This is a genomic window from Arthrobacter sp. TJ-240 (assembly GCF_058269195.1).
The window spans coordinates 255,883-275,321 of sequence record NZ_JBZCNG010000004.1; the positions used below are offsets into that span (position 1 = coordinate 255,883).

General features: G+C 63.3%; 22 protein-coding genes. 15 read left to right on the forward strand and 7 right to left on the reverse strand.

Annotation, left to right across the window (positions count from 1 at the left end; translation table 11 throughout):
- Positions 1–25 precede the first annotated feature (25 nt).
- The 4 genes from AC4D2C_RS12125 to AC4D2C_RS12140 all read left to right on the forward strand — a co-directional run bounded on the left by AC4D2C_RS12125 (position 26) and on the right by AC4D2C_RS12140 (position 3,250).
- Positions 26–847, forward strand: coding sequence for a GAF domain-containing protein (locus AC4D2C_RS12125; RefSeq protein WP_490915141.1), 822 nt, complete (start codon positions 26–28; stop codon positions 845–847).
- Positions 844–1,854 (forward strand): helix-turn-helix transcriptional regulator, encoded by a 1,011-nt coding sequence (locus AC4D2C_RS12130; protein ID WP_490915142.1) that lies wholly within the window; start codon positions 844–846, stop codon positions 1,852–1,854. The genes AC4D2C_RS12125 and AC4D2C_RS12130 overlap by 4 nt, the downstream gene beginning before the upstream one ends.
- 339 nt (positions 1,855–2,193) lie before the next feature.
- The gene (locus AC4D2C_RS12135; protein ID WP_490915143.1) at positions 2,194–2,862 is read left to right on the forward strand and encodes a hypothetical protein; all 669 of its coding nucleotides are present in this window, start codon (positions 2,194–2,196) and stop codon (positions 2,860–2,862) included.
- Between the two features lies 1 nt (position 2,863).
- Positions 2,864–3,250 (forward strand): FlgT C-terminal domain-containing protein, encoded by a 387-nt coding sequence (locus AC4D2C_RS12140; protein ID WP_490915144.1) that lies wholly within the window; start codon positions 2,864–2,866, stop codon positions 3,248–3,250.
- A gap of 103 nt (positions 3,251–3,353) precedes the next feature.
- On the opposite strand, the gene AC4D2C_RS12145 is transcribed toward AC4D2C_RS12140, so the two are convergent.
- The 3 genes from AC4D2C_RS12145 to AC4D2C_RS12155 all read right to left on the reverse strand — a co-directional run bounded on the left by AC4D2C_RS12145 (position 3,354) and on the right by AC4D2C_RS12155 (position 6,648).
- Positions 3,354–3,842 (reverse strand): HNH endonuclease, encoded by a 489-nt coding sequence (locus AC4D2C_RS12145; RefSeq protein ID WP_490915145.1) that lies wholly within the window; start codon positions 3,840–3,842, stop codon positions 3,354–3,356.
- A gap of 464 nt (positions 3,843–4,306) precedes the next feature.
- Positions 4,307–5,527, reverse strand: coding sequence for a hypothetical protein (locus tag AC4D2C_RS12150; protein WP_490915146.1), 1,221 nt, complete (start codon positions 5,525–5,527; stop codon positions 4,307–4,309).
- A 329-nt stretch (positions 5,528–5,856) separates the two neighbouring features.
- On the reverse strand, positions 5,857–6,648 hold the full coding sequence (locus tag AC4D2C_RS12155) for an alpha/beta fold hydrolase (protein WP_490915147.1): 792 nt from the start codon (positions 6,646–6,648) through the stop codon (positions 5,857–5,859).
- Between the two features lie 103 nt (positions 6,649–6,751).
- Here AC4D2C_RS12155 and AC4D2C_RS12160 point away from each other — a divergent pair, with 103 nt between their 5' ends.
- The 3 genes from AC4D2C_RS12160 to AC4D2C_RS12170 all read left to right on the forward strand — a co-directional run bounded on the left by AC4D2C_RS12160 (position 6,752) and on the right by AC4D2C_RS12170 (position 8,967).
- Positions 6,752–7,225, forward strand: coding sequence for an SRPBCC family protein (locus AC4D2C_RS12160; protein WP_490915148.1), 474 nt, complete (start codon positions 6,752–6,754; stop codon positions 7,223–7,225).
- Positions 7,226–7,354: 129 nt separating this feature from the next.
- Positions 7,355–8,785, forward strand: a complete 1,431-nt coding sequence (locus AC4D2C_RS12165) for a hypothetical protein (protein ID WP_490915149.1) — start codon at positions 7,355–7,357, stop codon at positions 8,783–8,785.
- Positions 8,776–8,967, forward strand: a complete 192-nt coding sequence (locus AC4D2C_RS12170) for a hypothetical protein (RefSeq protein WP_490915150.1) — start codon at positions 8,776–8,778, stop codon at positions 8,965–8,967. Before AC4D2C_RS12165 ends, AC4D2C_RS12170 begins: the two co-directional genes overlap by 10 nt.
- Before the next feature lie 20 nt (positions 8,968–8,987).
- On the opposite strand, the gene AC4D2C_RS12175 is transcribed toward AC4D2C_RS12170, so the two are convergent.
- Positions 8,988–9,425 carry a GlcG/HbpS family heme-binding protein gene (locus AC4D2C_RS12175; protein ID WP_490915151.1) on the reverse strand — a complete coding sequence of 146 codons (438 nt, stop codon included), beginning with the start codon at positions 9,423–9,425 and terminating at the stop codon, positions 8,988–8,990.
- A 172-nt stretch (positions 9,426–9,597) separates the two neighbouring features.
- Between AC4D2C_RS12175 and AC4D2C_RS12180 the strand changes: the two genes are divergently transcribed.
- The 4 genes from AC4D2C_RS12180 to dhaK are packed head-to-tail and all read left to right on the forward strand — an operon-like array spanning position 9,598 to position 12,951.
- Positions 9,598–10,461, forward strand: a complete 864-nt coding sequence (locus AC4D2C_RS12180; RefSeq protein ID WP_490915152.1) for a class II fructose-bisphosphate aldolase — start codon at positions 9,598–9,600, stop codon at positions 10,459–10,461.
- 2 nt (positions 10,462–10,463) lie between these two features.
- Complete coding sequence (locus tag AC4D2C_RS12185) at positions 10,464–11,282, forward strand: HAD-IA family hydrolase (protein ID WP_490915153.1); 819 nt, start codon at positions 10,464–10,466, stop codon at positions 11,280–11,282.
- Positions 11,279–11,911: a dihydroxyacetone kinase subunit DhaL gene (gene dhaL, locus AC4D2C_RS12190; protein ID WP_490915154.1), complete on the forward strand. Its 633-nt coding sequence runs from the start codon at positions 11,279–11,281 to the stop codon at positions 11,909–11,911. Before AC4D2C_RS12185 ends, dhaL begins: the two co-directional genes overlap by 4 nt.
- A gap of 44 nt (positions 11,912–11,955) precedes the next feature.
- Positions 11,956–12,951, forward strand: a complete 996-nt coding sequence (dhaK, locus tag AC4D2C_RS12195) for a dihydroxyacetone kinase subunit DhaK (protein ID WP_490915155.1) — start codon at positions 11,956–11,958, stop codon at positions 12,949–12,951.
- A gap of 187 nt (positions 12,952–13,138) precedes the next feature.
- Here dhaK and AC4D2C_RS12200 read toward each other — a convergent pair whose 3' ends face one another.
- Complete coding sequence (locus AC4D2C_RS12200; RefSeq protein WP_490915156.1) at positions 13,139–13,837, reverse strand: phosphoribosyltransferase; 699 nt, start codon at positions 13,835–13,837, stop codon at positions 13,139–13,141.
- A gap of 164 nt (positions 13,838–14,001) precedes the next feature.
- Entirely contained in the window at positions 14,002–14,727 is a 726-nt protein-coding gene (locus AC4D2C_RS12205; protein WP_490915157.1) for a hemerythrin domain-containing protein, read from the reverse strand.
- 378 nt (positions 14,728–15,105) lie between these two features.
- Here AC4D2C_RS12205 and AC4D2C_RS12210 point away from each other — a divergent pair, with 378 nt between their 5' ends.
- From AC4D2C_RS12210 to AC4D2C_RS12225, 4 genes are all read left to right on the forward strand, one after another.
- Positions 15,106–15,690 (forward strand): hypothetical protein, encoded by a 585-nt coding sequence (locus AC4D2C_RS12210; RefSeq protein ID WP_490915158.1) that lies wholly within the window; start codon positions 15,106–15,108, stop codon positions 15,688–15,690.
- Positions 15,691–15,854: 164 nt separating this feature from the next.
- The gene (locus AC4D2C_RS12215; RefSeq protein WP_490915277.1) at positions 15,855–16,955 is read left to right on the forward strand and encodes a type I restriction endonuclease; all 1,101 of its coding nucleotides are present in this window, start codon (positions 15,855–15,857) and stop codon (positions 16,953–16,955) included.
- A gap of 235 nt (positions 16,956–17,190) precedes the next feature.
- Positions 17,191–17,910, forward strand: coding sequence for a DUF8548 family protein (locus AC4D2C_RS12220; RefSeq protein WP_490915159.1), 720 nt, complete (start codon positions 17,191–17,193; stop codon positions 17,908–17,910).
- A 184-nt stretch (positions 17,911–18,094) separates the two neighbouring features.
- Positions 18,095–18,436, forward strand: coding sequence for a hypothetical protein (locus tag AC4D2C_RS12225; RefSeq protein WP_490915160.1), 342 nt, complete (start codon positions 18,095–18,097; stop codon positions 18,434–18,436).
- A 147-nt stretch (positions 18,437–18,583) separates the two neighbouring features.
- Here AC4D2C_RS12225 and AC4D2C_RS12230 read toward each other — a convergent pair whose 3' ends face one another.
- A complete protein-coding gene (locus tag AC4D2C_RS12230) occupies positions 18,584–19,234 on the reverse strand; it encodes a VldE C-terminal domain-containing protein (protein ID WP_490915161.1) in 651 nt (216 codons plus the stop codon).
- Positions 19,235–19,439: the final 205 nt, after the last annotated feature.

Here is a 19,439-nt window from a genome sequence, read left to right on the forward strand (position 1 = left end):
CGGTTGCAGGAGACAGGTGCCGTACATGCAGCAGCTTCCCACGCCCAGCATCACCCAGAACCAGCAGAACCCTCCGCCCTCCCAGCTGGACCGCATCAACGAACTCGCCGGCGACCTCGCCGGACAGTTCGAACTGGTGCCACTCCTCGAACGTGTCCTCGGGCACGCCGCCGCCCTCCTCGGGTGTGAGAGCGGCTCCATCTCGATCGTCCACGAGGCCGAGGGCTACTACCGCAAGGAGGTGGACCAAGGCGTCGGCTGCCGCGAGGGCCAGGCCTTCCCCCTGACTGAAGGGCTCACCGGGCAGATCGTCAAGACGCGCGGCACCGTCATCCTCGATCGCTACGCGTCCGTACCCTCGGGCCACATCGACCCGGCGGATCCGCGGTGGGGGAGCGCCGTCATCGGCGTCCCCATCTCCTGGGCCGGCACCATCATCGGCACGTTCGCCATCTTCAGCGACGGTCCCGGACGGGCTTTCAGCCCTGCCGACGCGTCCCTCGTGGAACTCTTCGCCAACCACGCCGCCATCGCGATCATGAACTCCCGGCTCCACCAGGCCGCCGCTGCGAAGGAACGCGAGGCCGCCGTCGCGGGTGAACGCGAGCGCGCCGTACAGGAGGTCCATGAGACCATCGGCCGGTCCCTGGGCTCGCTCCTTCTGCACCTGGACCGCGCAGACAAGGCGACACCGGGCGGATCGCCCTCCACCCAGCACATCGACGCCGCCCGGGTGCTCGCCCACGAGGCGCTCTTCGAGACCCGCCGTACCGTGCTGGGACTCGGTCCCTCCAGCCTTGCCGACCGCTCGTTGGAGGAAGCGGTCCGCCAGGAACTCGACCGGTGAGCGCGAGTGATCCGATGGACGTGACGCTGCTCGTAACCGGCAACCCTCACGAACTGGCACCCGTGGTCGCCCATCAGCTGTTCATGATCATCCAGGAGGCCTTGGCCAACGCGGTGGCGCATGCCTGCGCCACCGCGTGCCGGGTGGGCATCTTCTACGACACCGCCGGCATCGCGACCGTCGTCGAGGACAACGGCCGCGGGTTCGAGGGACGGGAGAGCACGGACCTGAAGGGCAGTCGGCTCGGCCTGCACGGCATGGCCGCCCGGGCCCACTACCTGCGGGGCGAACTCCACGTGGAGTCGACGTTGGGCTGGGGGACGAGCGTCCGAGCGCAGGTGCCGTACTCCTCGAACGGCGACGCCTCCCGCGAACGGTGGAAGGTCCTCGTCGCCTGTACCCAGCCCCTTCTCCGGGCCGGGCTCGTCCGCCTGCTCGAGACGTCCGAGCCGTCGGTGCAGGTCCTCGGCGAGTTCGGGGCCCTTGAGGATCTCACGGAGTCGGTGTCCCTCCTGCAGCCGGACATGATCGTCCTCGACGAGCACCTGCTGTCCCGCTACGCCGAAGCCCGGGTGGCGGACGCTGACACCGTCGAGCGGCCGGTGGTCGCCGTCGTCGACCGTTTCGCGGACGAACTGCTGGCGGCCGCCGCGTCGTCGGGCGTGCGCGGCTTCCTTTCACTTTCTTCCACACCCGCGGAGGTGGCGCGCGTCGTCGTCGCCGCCGCCCGCGGCGACGCCCTGCTGGACGGGGCGATGTTCACGCGGCTCACGGAGAGTCGCACGGCGGATACAGGCGAGGCAATAACACTGACGGCCCGCGAACTCGAGGTACGGGACCTCCTGGCCGAGGGGCTGGCGGACAAGCAGATTGCCACGCGGCTCGCCATCTCGGTGAAGACGGTCGAGAAGCACGTGAGCGCCATGCTGCGGAAGACCGGGGCACGTAACCGCACCATGCTGGTGGGCCTGCAGCACCAGGGTCAGGCAATCGCGACCTCTGGGTAGGCGGCGGCGCCCGTCCTCAGGCTATGTACTGAGGAGCCACCCCAGTGGGTTGTTGCCCTCGTAGACGGGAACGACAGGGAGCGTATACCGAACGCTATGTGCTCCTCCGCGTTGGTAAGCCACGAACTGTCTTAGAACCGACTGCTCTGTCACGATTTCGCACCTCTACTTGCGTGATAGGGATGCAAGACAGGAGGGGAGCAGCGATGGCGGGGGAGCGGTAGTGTCTCGACGGACAGTGTCGCATCCCTTGGCTTGCGAGACACAAGCATCTACATCGACTGTCACTAGGGCTAAAGTTCATGATTGTGCGATTTGTAAGACCGATGAGAGGTGGGGATGAGCCTGATTGAGCGAGCAGCCAAATTCGCGTTCGTTGTCTTGGGTGTCGCCAGTGGCGCTGCGACCCTTGTGTTTGGTCTCAGCCAGGACGGGACGACCGCTGTCGCGTTAGTCGGCATCTCCGTGGTCTTGTTTGCCTTTTTCGGGTACATCATTGTTGCCGGAGTTGTCAGCATCGTGAACAAACTGAACAATTATCAGTCAGCGCTGGATGCTGCGGCAAAGGCCAAAGAAGACCTGAAAGGGACTACGGATGAGGTCAGAAAAATTCCAGCCCTCCTTAGGAATGAACGCGACGCAGGTAGGCGCGATGTCTACGGATCCTTCTTGGCCTACGTCTGCGGGGCTGAACTTCGTATCCGCGCTCTGGCGAAAGTGAATGGAGCCCTCGTAGTTGTTGCTGCCTTTGAGGGAAATCAGCCTGCCGTTGGCGCACGCTACGTGCTTCAATCGAAGGAAATGCTCACCCGGCGCGGGATCGTTGCTGTGGACCAAGTGATGGCGGATGGCAGACTTGTGCTGAGTGTGAGAGAGATGGAGCCCGAGTCTGAGGCGTTTTGGACGGCGGCCGCCGTGAGCGCGGACGTTAGTGAGGCGGCTCCGGTCAACCTGGAACTCGTGGCCGATCCTCTTCTACTAGAACTAACTAAGAAAGCGGAGCTTTAGGATGAGAGTTGTACGCGGACGTGTGGCGAAAGTTTTGGACGAGCGGCAGATTGCTATCAACGTCGGTGCGAACGAAGGAGTAAGTGAAGGCGACGAGGTTCAACTGTTGCGCGCTGTGCAAGTGCCTGACCCCATGAACGAGGGCGCATTCCTCGGCATCGCAATGGTGAAAAAGGGCTCCATGATCATCGACTCTGTTGCCGACAATTTCTCCATAGCTCGCGTGAAGATGGGCAGGAAGGGCGGAGGGTCGACAGGCGCAATCTTCGCTCCACTAGAGCCACTCTTTTTAATTACAGACGAGTCTTATCAAGACGGTAAAGGCATCATCTACGTGGAAACTGCTGATTATGTGGATGTCACCCTTTCGCAGGGCCAAGGGGTGTAGCCCGAGTTGCGTCCCCGGCGGGGGGTGGCACCCTCCTCGCTACCTAAGCATGACCCGGTGGTCTTAGCGCCTCTTTCCGCGTACGGGTCGGGAAGCTTTTCTCCTACCGTTTCGCCAGAGCTTTCACCGCTGGGTAGTTGGCGGGTTCCGGTGAGTGTGCAACCGACTCGCCGTCCAGCCCGTACATGAAAGGCGACCCGTCAGGGTCGCCCCTTCCTACCGGGAGCCTCTGGCTCGCTGCCCATGCGATGGTGTCCGCCAACATGCTCGGAAGGAGAAGGAGGTCCGCCAAGATGCCTTCCCTCGAAATGGATCCTGCGTGCTCTCGGTCCACATTCCGCTTTGATGTCATGAGCATGAGGTGATCAGGGCGCACGCAGTCGCGCCGCCGGCATGTATGGTCCAGCATGTGCCCCGGCGCGGCCGCCGACGAAGACGCCATAGGCGTATCGGTGGGCAAGCCACTCGTGGTTGCCGACGCTGATGAGTCCGTATCTCTTGTCGTTGGCGCGGCCAGCCCAAACCCAGCAGCCGAGGCTGGTATTCGGAACGATCTGGGATACGAACTTGTTGAGTGTCCGGGCGATAGCATCTGCCGTCCACCGCGATTCCTTCAGGAGAAGGTGGTCGTGCTTGCGGCAGTACCCCTGGCGGGAGTCCGTCTTGCTGATGAGTCGGCTACCACACCCACCCGCCTTGCACTCAGGCTTGGTGCGAAGCCATGCGCGGTGATGTGCCGCGCACATCCCCCTGGCCTTATGCGGTCGACGTTGCTCCCGGGGCAGCTGGCGACACTCCAGGCACGTCCGGGCGACCGCGCTCTCGGCCTGGCCAATCCTGGTTCTCCTTGCACCTGTAACTCGGAGACAGAGACTACTCGCCATGCACTGTTCCCTATCCTCACAAGGGATCTAGGACGGGGGACGTCGCTCTGGCTATCAGAAAGGTTAGTGCAATCAGGGCCGTTACGGACTAGTCCCCGCGTAGCCCCAGCGGAGCGGGTTCACCCGTGAGGCTCGTCGTCTTGTCGAGTGGTGAGTGGAGCCCCAGCGGAACTCACCCTGCCCCTAGGGCACCCCCAGCCAGAGCACCGACGAGAGCGGCCACCGCTCCAACGGCCGTTACCGTTGCGACCATGTGGTTGTCGATCCGACTTGATTGCTGCTCGACGGCAGACCTGATGAAATCCAGTTTGATCGCCTCGACCTGATTGTCATCGTCTTTGCGGTCGATGTCGTAGAAGAGGCCCAACCCCTGCATGTCAACACTGTCCTGGAACTGAAGTCGCGCCATCTCCCAGTCCCTGCGTAGCGTCTCAAGGTTGGCCATCGCCAACCAGAGGGAGGCAATGGTGTGTTTTGCAATGCGCCGGTAGCTCCGTCCAGCGAGCGTCTGCGGCACGGCTTGCAGGCTGTGCACTGCCCGTCGCACAACGCCTTGGGTATGAAGGTCGAGACGAGCGTAGTCCCTGGCTAAAAGTTCGGACACCATCCTCCTGGCCTCCTGCTCCAAATCTTGGATGCGGCGCGCTAGGTTCTTCATCCGCGCGAACTCCCTGCCCGGCGCCTCAAGCTCTTCCACCAACTCCGTCAGAACCTCCAACGGCCCACCATCAACAGAGAGGACAGCCACCGCTACCTGTCCCTCGACTCCAAAGAGCCGCACACCAGTAGACTCCCGCAGCTGGGCGACACGGATGTCCGTGTGCCCAAACATGTTGCTACAGCCTGGGCTGCACGCCTGCACCACGAGCCCCATCCCAGCTTTCCTAGCCGCCGCCGTCAGCACCTCGAAAGCGATGTGTCCGCCAGCCAGGGGCGGATGAGTTGCATCGGCATCGCATTCCCACAGCACGAAGACCGAGACCCCATCCCAGCCAACCCAGTAGTCCTCCGTGGGCAAGTCGGTCCAGTCATACACTTTCGGCTGATTCTTGAGCGGCACATGAAGCTTGAAGTACATCGGCGTCGAGAACCGAAGGTTGGTGAACACGTCGTAGCCACTCAACAGGCGATCCCTGTGATGGTTACGTAACGGCGGGAAGACAGGCGAGTACCGCGACCACTCCAGGTTTGCGGGTTCACCATGCACCTCGACTACTCGCGAGTCCGCTCCTAAAGCAGCAGACATGGCCTCCCATTCTGCAGGTGGTTCTCTGGTGTCGTCTCCGACGGCAAGGAACGCGGTCCCGAACCTTACGAAGTAGTCGCCCATGGCGATTGGGCTCAGCTCTGAAACCCAACGGTGAGCCTTCATACCCCGCAACGAGACCGCCATGCTGGCCGAACTCTTTTGATCCTGCGTCATGTCTTCCGCCACTGTCCCCCCTAGCCCTTACCAACAGCAACTATCTTGTCACGGGGGGACACCCGGACAGCAGAGACCATCGTGAGGTGCACTGTGCCTGATAGAGGCTCGGGAAGCCGGCCTTGAGAGCCTTGCCAAGAGAAGGGCGGACAGTACAGTCACCAGCCGAAACGGAACGGCGCAGCCAATCGGTCAATCCGGAGGCGAAGCGTCGTACCGCTTGCGTGAACACCCCACCCGGGACAGGTAGCCGTGCGAGACGCAGACGGATTTCTCAGCGGAGCAGGCTCAGAGGATGGTTACCAAGACCCAGCGGCGGTGGCGTCGAGGATGAACCGGGCTGTCTCCTGCGACTGGTCCCAGTGCGGGAAGTGCCCGCAGTTCTCGAAGACGTGCAGGGTGGCGTCCGGATAGAGAGACATGGCGACGGCGGCCTCACTGAGCGGGGTGACCCGGTCCGACCGGCCCCAGCCGAACGCCAGCGTGCCCTTGATCGTCCCCTTCGGCGCGCCTGCCTGGCGCGGCCCGTGCGCGAGCGACTTACGCGCTTCGTCAAGACTGGGCGAGGTGGCGAATCCGCGGAGCTCTGTCAGGACGAGGTCCGGGTCGAGCTTCCAGGGGGCAGCGGAGAACTGGGCGAGCAGCGTTGTCCGGCCCGCAGCCTGCTGGACGAGTGACGGCAGCACGGACTGGAGGCGCCGTACCAGTGCAATGGACGTGGTGATGCTGCCGTTGAAGATGCGCACTTGGGTGTCGTTCCAGAATCCTCCGGGATCGAGGGCGACGACGTTGCCGGCGTGACCCCGCCGCGCCAGCTCGACCACGATCCGCGCACCCATCGAGCTTCCGACAATATCGGCGTCGCGCAGGTTTTCCTGCTCGAGGAACTGCTCGACGGCGTCCGTGAGGGTCGCAACGGTCACTTCGCCCGCGAGCGGCTCGCTGCCGCCGAACCCGGGGAGGTCGATGGCGATGACCTCGCGCTGTTTCTGCAGCAGGGGGAGGACGGGATCCCAGGTGCGGACGCTCGAGCCGAGCCCGTGCACGAGGACGAGTGGACTTCCGGTACCGGTTCGTTCGGCGTTCAACATGTGGGGGCCTTCCGTAGCCGGCGCGAGAACCCAGTCTATGCGGGCGCGAATCGCTGCAGCCGATCCCCGCAGGACGAGGGGCATCTTCTGTGAGAATGGGCGCATGAGCCAGGCAGAGATCCGCCACCACCAGGAATCCGTCACGATTCAGGCGTCGGTGGACAGCGTCTACGACCTGGTCTCCGACATCACCCGCACAGGCGAGTGGAGTCCGGTGTGTACACGGTGCTGGTGGGAGGACGACGTCAGTGCAGGCAAGGTCGGTGCCTGGTTCATAGGGCGCAACGAGCTTCCGCACCGCACCTGGGAGACTCGGTCGCAGGTCGTGGCCGCGGAGCGCGGTCGTGAGTTCGCCTGGGTGGTCGGCGGCGATCGGGTGCGCTGGGGCTACACGCTGGCGCCGGACGGCACCGGGACCACTCTGACGGAATCCTGGGATTTCCTGCCGGGCGGCATCGCCTTCTTCGACGAGAAATTCGGGGAGGATGCGCCCGCGCAGATCATCGACCGGACCCTGCAGGCGCTCGACGGCATCCCGAAGACGCTCGCCGCCATCAAGCGGATCGCCGAGGGATAGCACTTCCTCCGTGTGCGATGACTACTCGTGACGGTGAAAGCTCCCCTCAAGCGACGAAGTGAAAAAACTTGGAAGAACCTGAGGTGCGTAGCTTGTAGCGCTGATGAATGGGCATTGTATGATTTTGTGATGCTGCCTGTGACGCCGATAAAAGCCCAGCGCTTTCTTGGTAATCCGCGTTGGCTATCTATCGCTGCCACGATGTCTGAGGACGAATTGGCAGAAATGAGCGAGGAGTGGCGCAAGCGGTGCGCTGACCGATATCAGCGCGTTCCCGGCGAGTACGTCGGCGCAGACCGAAGTCTGATTCTGGTGGGGTGGGATGAGGCTGAGAGCGTCGAACCATACGACGACCGCCCTTTCGACGAGGTGGCTGGGTCGTGGTCATTCGTGCGTGGTACTGAGTATGAGGCGCCTATGCAAGATGTTGACATCTCAGGTATTACATATAAAGAAAATTTCGAAATAGTACCTGAGCCGGGTAATCCTCATGACCATACCGCTCTCGCTATCGACTTGAAGGGGCAGCGAATCGGGTATCTCGGCGCTCGGTACGCTGCCTACCATCATTGGCGGGTCCGTTCATTGAACGTTCTAGGCAAACGAGTCATCGTCCCCGGTTACTATCGGTCGACCTTCGACCCGGTCGCTGAAAGAAACTGCCTCGAAGTCGTGATTTTGCAACCTAGTTCGCATGTGTACGACGCAAAATTGGAAGACCAAGAAGCACAAGCGCGTCGCCTCAGTGCGCTGTGGGCAGCACTTTGCAATGAAACACGAGAGAGAATCAGCTGCAACGGTTTTCACCTCACTAATGAGACGGCAGCAGAACTCCTAAAGCTGCAACCTTTATTCCCAGATGTCGGTATGCCCACGCTGCCGTATGCAGATGCCATGCCTCGACCTATTCAACTAATGCTTCGAAATGCCCGCCACGATCAACAGGAGCTCCGCTGGCGAGAGGCTCGGAAGCTGAACGCGCTAGCACTCAAACTGATCCGGAATGGATCCAGCGTGCGAGAAGTTAGTCGTGAACTAGCAATCTCTGAATCACGCATTCGAGCAAATATGAAGGAGGCTGGGGTAACGACGTTGCGGCATCAAGTCTCTGAACTCCAAAACAAAAGGGTGGTGGCGCTTGCTGCGGAGGGCTTTTCCAAAGCAGCAATCGCGAAGAAGTTAAGTATAAGCGCTGGCTCGGTTTCATCGACGCTTCGTCGACAAGGTGTCTCAATCCGCAGCGAGGCCGGGCTGAACGAGTGGGGTCGCACAAGTATGCTTCAACGAATTGCTGACTGCCACGATGCAATCATGCTTCAGGACGAGGGCCACACCCGTGCAGAGATCGCGATGCGAACGGGGGTGTCCATTGAGACTGTGAAAAAGCGTCTTAGGGATGGACGATTTTTCAATGATCCAGACATAGATCCTGAGAGGCTGAAGGTCGCTCGAACCGTTCGGCAACAGGGTTTAGTGCAATCACAGTGCTCGACGGCCGGTGAGCAACGCGGCCTGAACGACGGGAACGCTCTCGATCTGATTCAAGCTGCGTGGCTGTAATCACCGACTTGTGGGATTTCCTGCCGGGCGGCATCGCCATGTTCGAGGAGAAGTTCGGGGAGGATGCGCCCGCGCAGATCATCGATCGGACCCAGCAGGCGCTCGACGGCATCCCGAAGACGCTCGCCGCCATCAAGCGGATCGCCGAGTCCGGCACGTCACGTGAGGATGAGCGGTCCTAGCGCGCTGACCCGCACCAGGGTCAGGCGATCGCGAACTCCAGGTAGGCGGCGGCACCGGCCGAGGCGACTTCTTGGTCCTGCTCGATGGTGCCCGTGGAGACACCGATGGCGCCCATGATGTTCCCGTCGCGCACCAGCGGAATGCCACCGGGGAACACCGCGAGCCGACCGCCGTGGGCATCGCTCAGCCCGTAGATGGGGCCGTCCTGCCGGGTGACGCCCTGCAGGTCGCCGGTCTCGCACTGGAAGGCGATGGACGTGTAGGCCTTGTTGATGGCGATGCTGATGCTGCCGATGTTCGCGCCGTCCATCCGGACGTGCGCCTTCAGGTTCCCGCCGGCGTCGACCACGGCGATGTCCATCGGCTGGCCGATCTCCTCGGCCTTTGCCGCCGCGGCATCGATGACGAGGCGCGCCTCTTCGGACGTGATGGTTTCGAGTACTGATCCGGGAGTCATGGCGGTCCTTCGTCGTCGAAGTGGGCGGCCGGACGGCCGCGGCCCACTCAACCACGCGTATCCATTGCTGACGAGGTGGTGATTACCCCCAGGGGGAGGGCGGGAGAACCCCCATACCCAGCGCGGCCTCGCCCACCTAGCGTGGGGGTCAGCCTGACCAGGAGGAATCACTATGGCCGTTGTACCGCTGAAGGACATCGTCGACCCGGCATTCGAGGCACGCTACGGGGTGCCTGCCATCAATATCTTCAACGACCTGACCATGGAGGGCGTGCTCGCCGGCGCCGTGGAGGCCAACTCCCCGGTGATCCTGCAGACGTCGGTGAAGACCGTGCGCAGCATCGGCTCGCGGGTGCTCTTCGACATGTGGCAGTCGATGACGCGCGGCATCGAAGTGCCCGTCACCCTGCACCTGGACCACTGCCCCGACCGCGACGTCGTCACCGAATGCCTGAAGGCCGGCTGGAACTCGGTGCTATTCGACGCCTCCAACCTCCCGGTCGAGGAGAACCAGCGCCAGACCGTGGAGGTCGTCGCCGAGGCCCGCAGCTACGGCGCCCAGGTGGAGGGCGAGATCGAGGCCATCACCGGCGTCGAGGACGACCACGGGTCCGACGACGTCTCCAAGCAGCAGAGCCTCGAGGTGGCGCTCGCGTTCATCGACGCCACCGGGATCGACGTCTTCGCCCCCTCGATCGGCAACGCCCACGGCAGCTACAAGGCCGCACCCGTGCTCGACGCCGACCGAGTCACGCAGATTGTCGAGGCACGCAACGTGCCCATCGCCCTGCACGGCGGCAGCGGCCTGAGCGCCGAGCAGTTCGCCGACCTCATCGCCCGCGGCTGCGCGAAGGTCAACATCTCCACGGCGCTCAAGGAGACGTACATGCAGTCCAGCCTGGTGTTCCTCAAGCAGGCCGAGCAGAACAGCAAGTGGGATCCGCCGTCGCTGTTCAAGCACACCCGGTCCGACGTCGTCGCGATGGTGACGGATCTCTGCAAGCAGTTCGGCAGCGCCGGCAAGGGCGGCCGCTGACCATGCCGGCCCTCATCTTCGACTGCGACGGCGTGCTCGCCGACACCGAGCAGTACGGCCACCTGCCCGCCTTCAACCGGACCTTCTCCGAGTTCGGTGTGCCGGTGCAGTGGAGCGTCGCCGAGTACGCCGAGAAGGTGAAGATCGGCGGCGGCAAGGAGCGCATGCGCAGCATCCTGACGCCCGCGCTGGTCGCCGAGCTCAGCCTGAACGACGACTCCTCGACCGATGCCGCGATTCTCGCCTGGCACAAGCGGAAGACCGAGATCTACAAGGGCCTCGTGGAGAGCGGTGTCATGCCGGCGCGGCCGGGCATTGCGCGCATCGTGCGGGAAGCGCACGACGCCGGGTGGATGCTCGCCGTCGCCTCCACCTCCGCGGAACCCGCGGTCCGCGCCGTCCTGGCGCACGCCGTCGGGAACGAACTCGCCTCGCACTTCGCCGTGTTCGCCGGCGACATCGTGCCCGCCAAGAAACCGGCACCGGACATCTACCTGCTGGCCCTGTCGGAGCTGGGAGTGCCGGCCGACGACGCGATCGTTGTCGAGGACAGCGGCAACGGACTGCGCGCCGCCGTCGGCGCCGGACTGGCGACCGTGGTCACCGTCAGCGGCTTCACGCGCGAGGAGGACTTCACTGGCGCCGCGCTCGTGGTCAGCTCCCTCGGCGACCCGGACGGCGAACAGGCCGAGGTGCTCGAGGACCCGCACGGCGTCGGGGTCCGCGGCATCGTCACCCTCGCCACCCTGCAGGCCCTGCTCGATGCTTCGAAGGCGCCGTCCGCATCCCACGCATCGTCGACCGGAACGGAGATCCCATGAGCACCACCACGATCGACGACGTCGAGTACGTCGTCCACTCCCTGGCGCAGACCGCTGTCGAGAAGGAGAAGGAATTCGGCGATCTCGACGCCGTGGTGGGCGACGGCGACCTCGGCTACTCCCTCGCCCGCGGCTTCGAGAAGGTGCTGGCGGACTGGGACTCGTTCAAGCGCGACGACGCCGCCACCTTCCTGCAGCAGATCGCGCTCGCCATCTCCAGCAGGATCGGTGGCACCTCGGGGCCGCTGTGGGGGACGGCCTTCCTCCGGGCGTCCGCTGCCGCGAAGACCACCGAGACGATCGACGGGGCCGCCGTCGTCGCCATGCTCCGCGGTGCCACCGACGGCATCAAGAAGCGCGGCAACGCCGACCTCGGCGACAAGACCCTGCTCGACGCCCTCATTCCCGCCACCGACGAGCTCGAACGCCAGCTTGCCGCGGGCGCCTCGCCGGAGGAGTGCCGGACGGCGTTCGCCGCAAAGGTGCGCGAGTGCGCGGACGCGACGTCGAGCATGCAGGCGAAGCGCGGCCGCGCCAGCTACAGCGGGGAGCGCAGCATCGGCTCGCCCGATGCCGGTGCGGTGGCCGTCGCCGTCATCATCGAGCGCATCGTGGCCGACTGGCCTTGACTCTTCCTTCTGCCCGTCCCAACTCACAACGATGTGGAGCCCCCATGAAGAAGTTCGTCAATGATCCGCAGCAGTTCGTCCCGGAGATGCTCGAGGGCCTGGCGCTCGCCAACCCGGACACCCTGAAGTACGTGCCCGAGTACAACCTGATCATGCGCGCCGACGGCCCGGACGAGAGCAAGGTGTCCATCATCCAGGGTTCCGGGTCCGGGCACGAGCCGGCCCACGTGATGATCGTGGGCAAGGGCATGCTCGACGCCGCATGCCCGGGTGACGTGTTCGCGGCCCCGCCGTTCGACTACGTGTACGAGACCACCAAGCTCATGGCGTCGCCCAAGGGTGTGCTGCTGCTGGTGAACAACTACACGGGTGACAAGATGGTGTTCGAGATGGCCGAGGAGATGTCCTCGGCGGACGGCATCGAGGTGAAGACGCTGTTCATCAACGACGACGTCTCCGTGGAGGACTCGACCTACACCATCGGGCGCCGCGGAGTAGCGGGCAACTTCTTCGTCATCAAGGCCGTCGCCGCCGCGTCGGAGCGGGGCGCGGACCTCGGCGAGATCATCCGGATCGGCGAGAAGGTGAACTCGGTGACCCGCACCATGGGCGTCGCGCTCACGGCCTGTACGCCGCCGGCCAAGGGCAGCCCGCTGTTCGAGCTCGGCGAGGACGAGATCGAGATCGGCGTGGGCATCCACGGCGAGCCGGGCCGCCGTCGGGGCAAGATGATGCCGGCCAACGAGATCGTCGAGGAGATGCTCGTCCCGATCGTGAAGGACCTGCCGTTCAATGAGGGCGACCGCGTGGCGCTCATGATCAACGGCCTCGGCGGCACCCCGATCAGCGAGCTGTACCTGCTGTACGGGCAGGCGCACAAGCGCCTGGCGGAGCAGGGCATCAGCGTGGGCCGCAGCTACGTGGGGGAGTACTGCACGTCCCTGGACATGGCCGGCGCATCCATCACGCTGGTGAGGCTCGACGACGAGATCGAGTCGCTGCTCATGGATCCGGCGGAGATCCCGATCCGCGTGTTCTAGTTCACGGCGTACGACGGCGGGCCGCTCACCTTTCGGTGGGCGGCCCGCCGTCAAGCGTCAGATCGCGGCCGGGTACCCCACCCATCCGGCACGTTCCGCAGACGCAGAGGATTACCATCTGACGAGCCCGAAGCCCTAAGCCCTATCTCGTGTCCAGGCTGGCCCGGATGCCGGTGACTTCGGCCTGCTACTGCCTCTGGCGCGGACCAGGACAACCCCCGTCGACAACACTCCGTGAGGGTGCCGCGGCGTCGAGCAGCTTGACCACTTCGTCGTCCTCGGTGGCTGAGAAGTCGTTGTAGTAGCAGCCCACGGCCTCGAATTTCCGCGGTGAAACGAGGCTCACGATCTCGTCCGCCTCCGTGAACGAGGCCACCGTCGATGCCGGCGCTACTGGTACCGCCAGGATCACCCGTGCCGCGCCGAGTTGCTTTGCCACCTGGCACGCCGCCCGCGCAGTGGAGCCGGTGGCCATGCCGTCGTCCACGACGACCACGATGCGCCCGTCGACATCTGTCCGGGTTCTTCCCTGCCGGTACCGGGTCCGGCGCTCCTCCAAGAGGTCGCGTTCATTCGTCTCGACCGTTCGCAGGTCCTCCTCCGTGACATGAGGGTGCGAAAGGACGTGCGCATTGAGGATCCGCGTGCCGCCCTCCCCAATGGCGCCCATGGCAAGCTCTGGCCGGAACGGAACCCCCAGCTTCCGCACCACGATCACGTCCAGTGGCGCACCAAGGATTTTCGCCACCTCGAAGGCGACCGGAACACCGCCGCGGGGCAGACCCAGCACCACCACGTCCTGGCCCCGTAGCCCTGCGAGCCTGCGTCCCAACCGCCGTCCGGCGTCCGTCCTGTCCACGAAGGTTCGGGACTCTTTCCTCGGCACGCTGTCCTCCTCGGGTGGTCGGCGGCCTCTATCCGGCGTCTGCACATCGAAGGCTGCGGCCTTGTGTCGCGTGATGACGGCTCGATCGCTCCTTCCTAGGGTTCCATTTTCAGTCAGGTTCAGGGCTGCTGTTCAGAGGCTTTCGTCCGCGCCTTCAGAGCAATTCACAGCGTGTCGGGAACGGGGCGTCCCGGGAAGAGCGTGGCGTACTGCCTGCGATACATCCGGCGCCCTACGAGACGGTAGGCGAGGCGGACCGGCGGCGGGATTGCCTTGAAGAACTCCTCCCGCTCGCCGGGCGGATTCGTGGCCAGCACCATCCCGAGGTACCCAACCAGGAACTTCTTGTCGAACGTCTCCACGCCGTGCTTCCCGATCTCCTGCCCCTCCTTCTCGGTCATCACCCTGTCCACAGCGGGCATCACCTCGGTGACCTCGCGGCGCAGGTGCACCTGGAGAACGGTGGACAGCTCCTCGTACCGATCAGCGAGGTGCGCTCTCATGCTTGCATCGGCTGTCTCCATCCAGCCCAAACGGACCGGCTCGATACTCTCGAGCCGTTGCGTGACCTGCCTGTGCTGCCCGAGCATCTGCTCTATATGCAGGGCGCACCCCGGCGCTCTCTCCGCCAGCCGTGGGTACATGAGGAGGTCCTCGCCTTCATGATGCACATGAAGCACCTTGTCGAAGTTCCCCAGTACCTCGCCCACGTAGGCGGCGCGGGCGGTGTCGCCAGGTTCGACGGATCTCACCAGGCCGGGCGCCTCGCCGTACGCCCACAGGAAGAAGCGGTGGATCCGCCGCATGCTCGCCGATCCGGTGCAGAGAACGGGCCCTGATGGCACTGGCGCTGCAGTCTCGCCGGGTCTCATGGTGAAGAAGTCGGTCATGGGATTACCCCTCACGAAGTTGGTCGAGACCAAGTCCTTCCCCGGCAGGATCATAGGCTTCGGCCAGAAGCAACACAACGGCTCGTAGCGCTCGCTGCACGTTCTAGGAGCACAGTTCACGACGGCGGGCCGGTTGCCTTCGGGTGGTCGGCTCGCTTCTGCTGCATGGGCCCGCTGACGAATCACCTCGAACCCCGATGACAGGTGTTTGAGCGGGTGTCGAGCTCATCCACGCCATGACGAACCACTGGGCCACGGTGTCGCTGACCAGCTCAGCCGATGACGACATATAGCCTTACGGCGGTGTGTCAAAGCTCGGGCGGCTGGCACGCATTCAAATCATCTTTATGGGGGAACTCCTTGGATCTACTGGGCAGCATGAGCCCCGACGCGCTTCGAGCCTTCCCATGGATTGCAGCCGCCGTCATTGCGTTGGTGTTCGGGTTGTGGCGCCCGCGCAGTCTTCACTGGATCGTGCTTGGCGCGGTTCTGCTCTTCGCCGCGTTCAACGCAGCGGCCGGGATCTACGTTCTGAGTAATTTCAGCGATTCGCGGTGGTCCCCGGATGGAGAGGAGCCGCTCAGCGCTCCGTCACTCTCCGAGACGCCCCTTGTGGGGGAGTTCCTGGAGCCACTCGACTCCGCTATGGAAGGAGTAGTGGGAGGGGTGAATGACTTCCGCTCATTCCAAAAGGCACTTCCCATCGCCCTGGACTTCCTTGCCACTTCTGGGTGGGCATTGCTGGTGTCATTCCCGCTGGTCATTCTTGCCACTGGTCTTAGCTTCCTTACCGCACAGCGCCGGAAGGCGGACTTCAAGAAGTACCGCGCGACTGTCGATTCGCTCAAGGATGAGTTGGAGCAAATCAAGCGGCAGATCTCATCGGGGAGTGGCGGCGCTACGGCGTTCCCTGTAGGGGATTCCGGTACGGATGTGCGGTCCGGACGGACGATCCGAGGATGACGCGGGCCGGAAGCTAGATGGCTCTGCGTTCTGATCTGCCACACTCGGATCCGGCTCGATCGCCTTTGGGTGCGCATCCGCCGTTGCATGTCTCACGTGTCAATTGAAGCAAAAGGTCTCCGCACAGTATTAGGGTGAAGCAACCATCCAATGCAGGGGGATTCGTGGAGTTTGCAGAACGATTGACAGCGCTCGCCGCAAAGGTGCGGCAGCAGAGGTCTCAGATTGAAACTGAAGAGGCAACGAAGAATGCCTTCATCATGCCGTTCATCTCGACCATCCTCGGGTACGACGTCTTCAATCCTCTAGAGGTGGTGCCTGAGTTCACAGCCGACGTCGGTGTGAAGAAGGGCGAGAAGATCGACTACGCCATCATGCACGGCGGTACGGTTCAGATACTCATCGAGTGCAAGAAGTCGAAGGAACCGCTGAAGATCGAGCATGCGTCCCAGCTGTATCGGTACTTTGCCGTCACCAATGCCCGGATCGCCATCCTCACCAATGGGGAGGTGTACGAGTTCTTCACCGACCTCGATGCGCCGAACCGGATGGACGCGAAGCCCTTCCTGGTGTTGGACCTCAACGACATCGACGAGACTCTTATCCCCGAGCTGATGAAGCTGACGAAGGATGTCTTCGACCTCGACTCGATCATCAACGCTGCCGGCGAGCTGAAGTACATCGGCCAGATCAAACGCACGCTTGCGTCGCAGTTCAAGGAGCCGGACGCCGAGTGGATCAAGGCCCTGACCATGCGTGTGTACGACAGCGGCGCATACACGCAGAAGGTTCGCGAGCAGTTCACTCCGCTGGTGACCAAAGCGACGAAGCAGTTTCTCAACGAGCAAGTGAACGAACGGCTTAAGGCGGCTCTTGGCGCCCCCAATTTCCCGATGGCAAGTGACTCGGTGATTGCAGCGACCGTCACGAGTGCGCAGGCTGTGGAAGATGACCTTGCTGAAACAGGGGTGGAGACGACGCTGGAGGAGATGGAAGGCTTCCAGATAGTCCGAGCCATCGTCTGCAACGAGGTCAAGCCTCCACGCGTTGTTCACCGCGACGCCAAGTCCTACTTCGCAGTACTGCTTGATGACAACAACCGAAAGCCGATTGCCCGATTGCACTTCAACCGTGTGCAGAAATACCTGGGGGTCTTCGATGAGCAGAAGGTGGAGCAGCGCATCGCGATCACATCTCTGGACGAGATCTACGAACACGCAGATGCGCTCCGCTCCAGCGTCAGGGCGTATTTGGCAGCGGGATGATTGCCAGCTCATCTTCCGAGGGGTCGAATTCTTTGAGGCTGTCATCCTTGGTCCACCTAGGCAACTTCGGACGAAAGGATTCAATCTCCCGCAGCTTCTGTATCTGACGTCTTGCCTTTCCGGCGGCCCCAGGTACTGAGACTGCTGCGGTACCAACGACGTGACGTGGGTGCGCTGTATGGGTCAGGCGTCGGGATACTGTTTGGGAACACTGCAAACAACAACTGGGGGAACAATGCACCTGCTGCCACTCGACGTTGAGCTTGTCAGGATGACGGACGCTGTTGCGATGCTTTCGCCGCAACCTCGCCAGGCGCGTTGGGCTCATCTCTCGCTTTGCGTCCTCGATGCAACCTATTCGATAGGGCTGCGGTACAACGCCGTAGTTGTCCCTGTCGTGCGCAGGTACGCGACGAAGGAGGGCTTGGCGCCGGTCTTGATCGAGGGTGACCAGCTGCAGGGCCAGATCAGCCCAAGGGAGGGCGAGCAGTCATTGACTCAGTTCCTCACTTCAGTCGAAGAATCAACAGATGAAGAGTTTGCGGAGACGCTGGGTAGCCGGAACAGGACATCCTCGCGTGGCGGCACTCTCAAGAGTGCCGCCAGCCGTAGGATCGCCGAGATCTTGGTTGCTAATCGCGTTGATGTTCTCGCCGACGTCGCGGAACTTCTTGCGGATCCCGAGCGCACCGCCTACGTCGAGGAACAATTGCGGCAGGTGCCCGGCGCCGGTAACCAGGGAATTCGGACGAGCTACCTCTGGATGCTCGCGGGGGACGACCAGCAAGTGAAGCCAGACCGCCATGTCCTGAAGTGGATGGGGAACGTTCTGGGTCGCCGCGTCTCTGTACCGGAGGCAAGGATCTTGCTCAGTGAGGTCGCAGGCGAACTGAAGCTCACGCCGTGGTCCATCGATCACGCAATCTGGCTGAAGATGTCGCGGCGCGGCAAGTAGACGACCAGCGGCAATGGTGCAGTCAGACTTCGGGTGGCGGTTTGATGCAGGCAGTCTGACAGGCAGAGGCTTCGAGGGGTTTGAGCAGTTCGGCAGCCTCTCAATCGACGGTATCCCTCGTGGCGCAGGCGTCTACGTAGTACTGCGAGGGCTCGGCGTCCACCATCGAGCTGTCTCAAGGAGTGTGGGAGGTTGGTTCAAAGGCAAAGACCCAACTGTCGACAACGCGATCATTGCTCAGCGCCTGCTGTGTCCGAGCGAGACCCTCTACATCGGCAAAGCTGACTCTGGGGCTAATGGGCGCCGCGGCTTGCAAAAGCGGATTGCAGACCTGGCACGCTTTGGTGAAGGCCGCCCGGTCGGACATTGGGGTGGGCGTTACCTGTGGCAGCTCTCAAACTCGAACAAGCTGAGGATCGCCTGGCTCGAAGTGGGAGAAGGCTCAGCGGGTGAGTTGGAGAACGAGTTGCTGACAGAGTTCGCCGCAACCTTTGGGCAACTACCTTTCGCGAACCTGCGACACTGAGACCGTATCGAATGAGTCACCGGTACTCACCTACCCGTCGCCACCCCGCAGCACGTCGACGTGCACGTGGTCGACGTGCCGCAGGATCTCGTTAGACGGAGCGGGCGCGTCGTAGGGATGCCACTGCCCTCGACCGATATGAGCACTCTAAAAACGGTCATCGAAGATGACGTACTGAATGTCCAGGTCCTCGGCATGGGCCACCAGCCAGTGGGACAGCATCCACCCCGCGCGCCGGTTCTCCTCGGATACGGGACGGAAGAATACGTCGATGGCTCGCCCGTCGTAGTGCGTCGATTCCTCTCCGTGTCCCTGCCCCACACCGCCCGGCGCGAAGCCGCCGAGGCTCTGCTCGCCGAACACCTCCGTCATCGCCGTTCGCACCTGCTCGGCGCGGGGCGTCAGGCCGGGGGCAGTCATCTCCTCCACCTGTAGGTCCTCGTCGACCGAGCCCCTGCAACTCAGCACCGGCCCCACGTCACCGGACGGTCCTTCGGCCAGGGCCGTCAGGGCGGCCTCGTCGAAGGACGAGGTGTCGGGAGCCTCGACACCACGCGCTCGCAGTGCCACCGCGGTCGTCGCAATCTTGGCCTTTTCACGGTCGAGTCGGATTTCCCCGTTCGGTGTCTGCACGACGCACTCCGGAGCGGCGAGGAGCGTGCCGCCGCCGGAACGCAGGCCGTCCAGGAGACCGGGTCCCAGGATCGCCAACGCCGCAGCGAGCGTGCCGAGCAGGAGGACGGCGAGGAGTGCGCGGGTGGGGCGGCCCTGCGGTCTGAAGGTTGTGCTGCGGGTCATGGGCACCGGCCGTGACCAGAGAACCGGGGGCGGGAGGTGTGGGCTCATCCGCCGGCTCGAGCCTGCAAGCGACTATCGCCACGGACTTGCTCACGTTGACCGATCCTCCCGTTGGGGCACGTACTCCTCCTGGCGAGGTGCAGCATGCCATTCAGACAGTTAATCGACGGCCATCGTCAGTAGTTCCCTCGGTAACGTTGCGCTC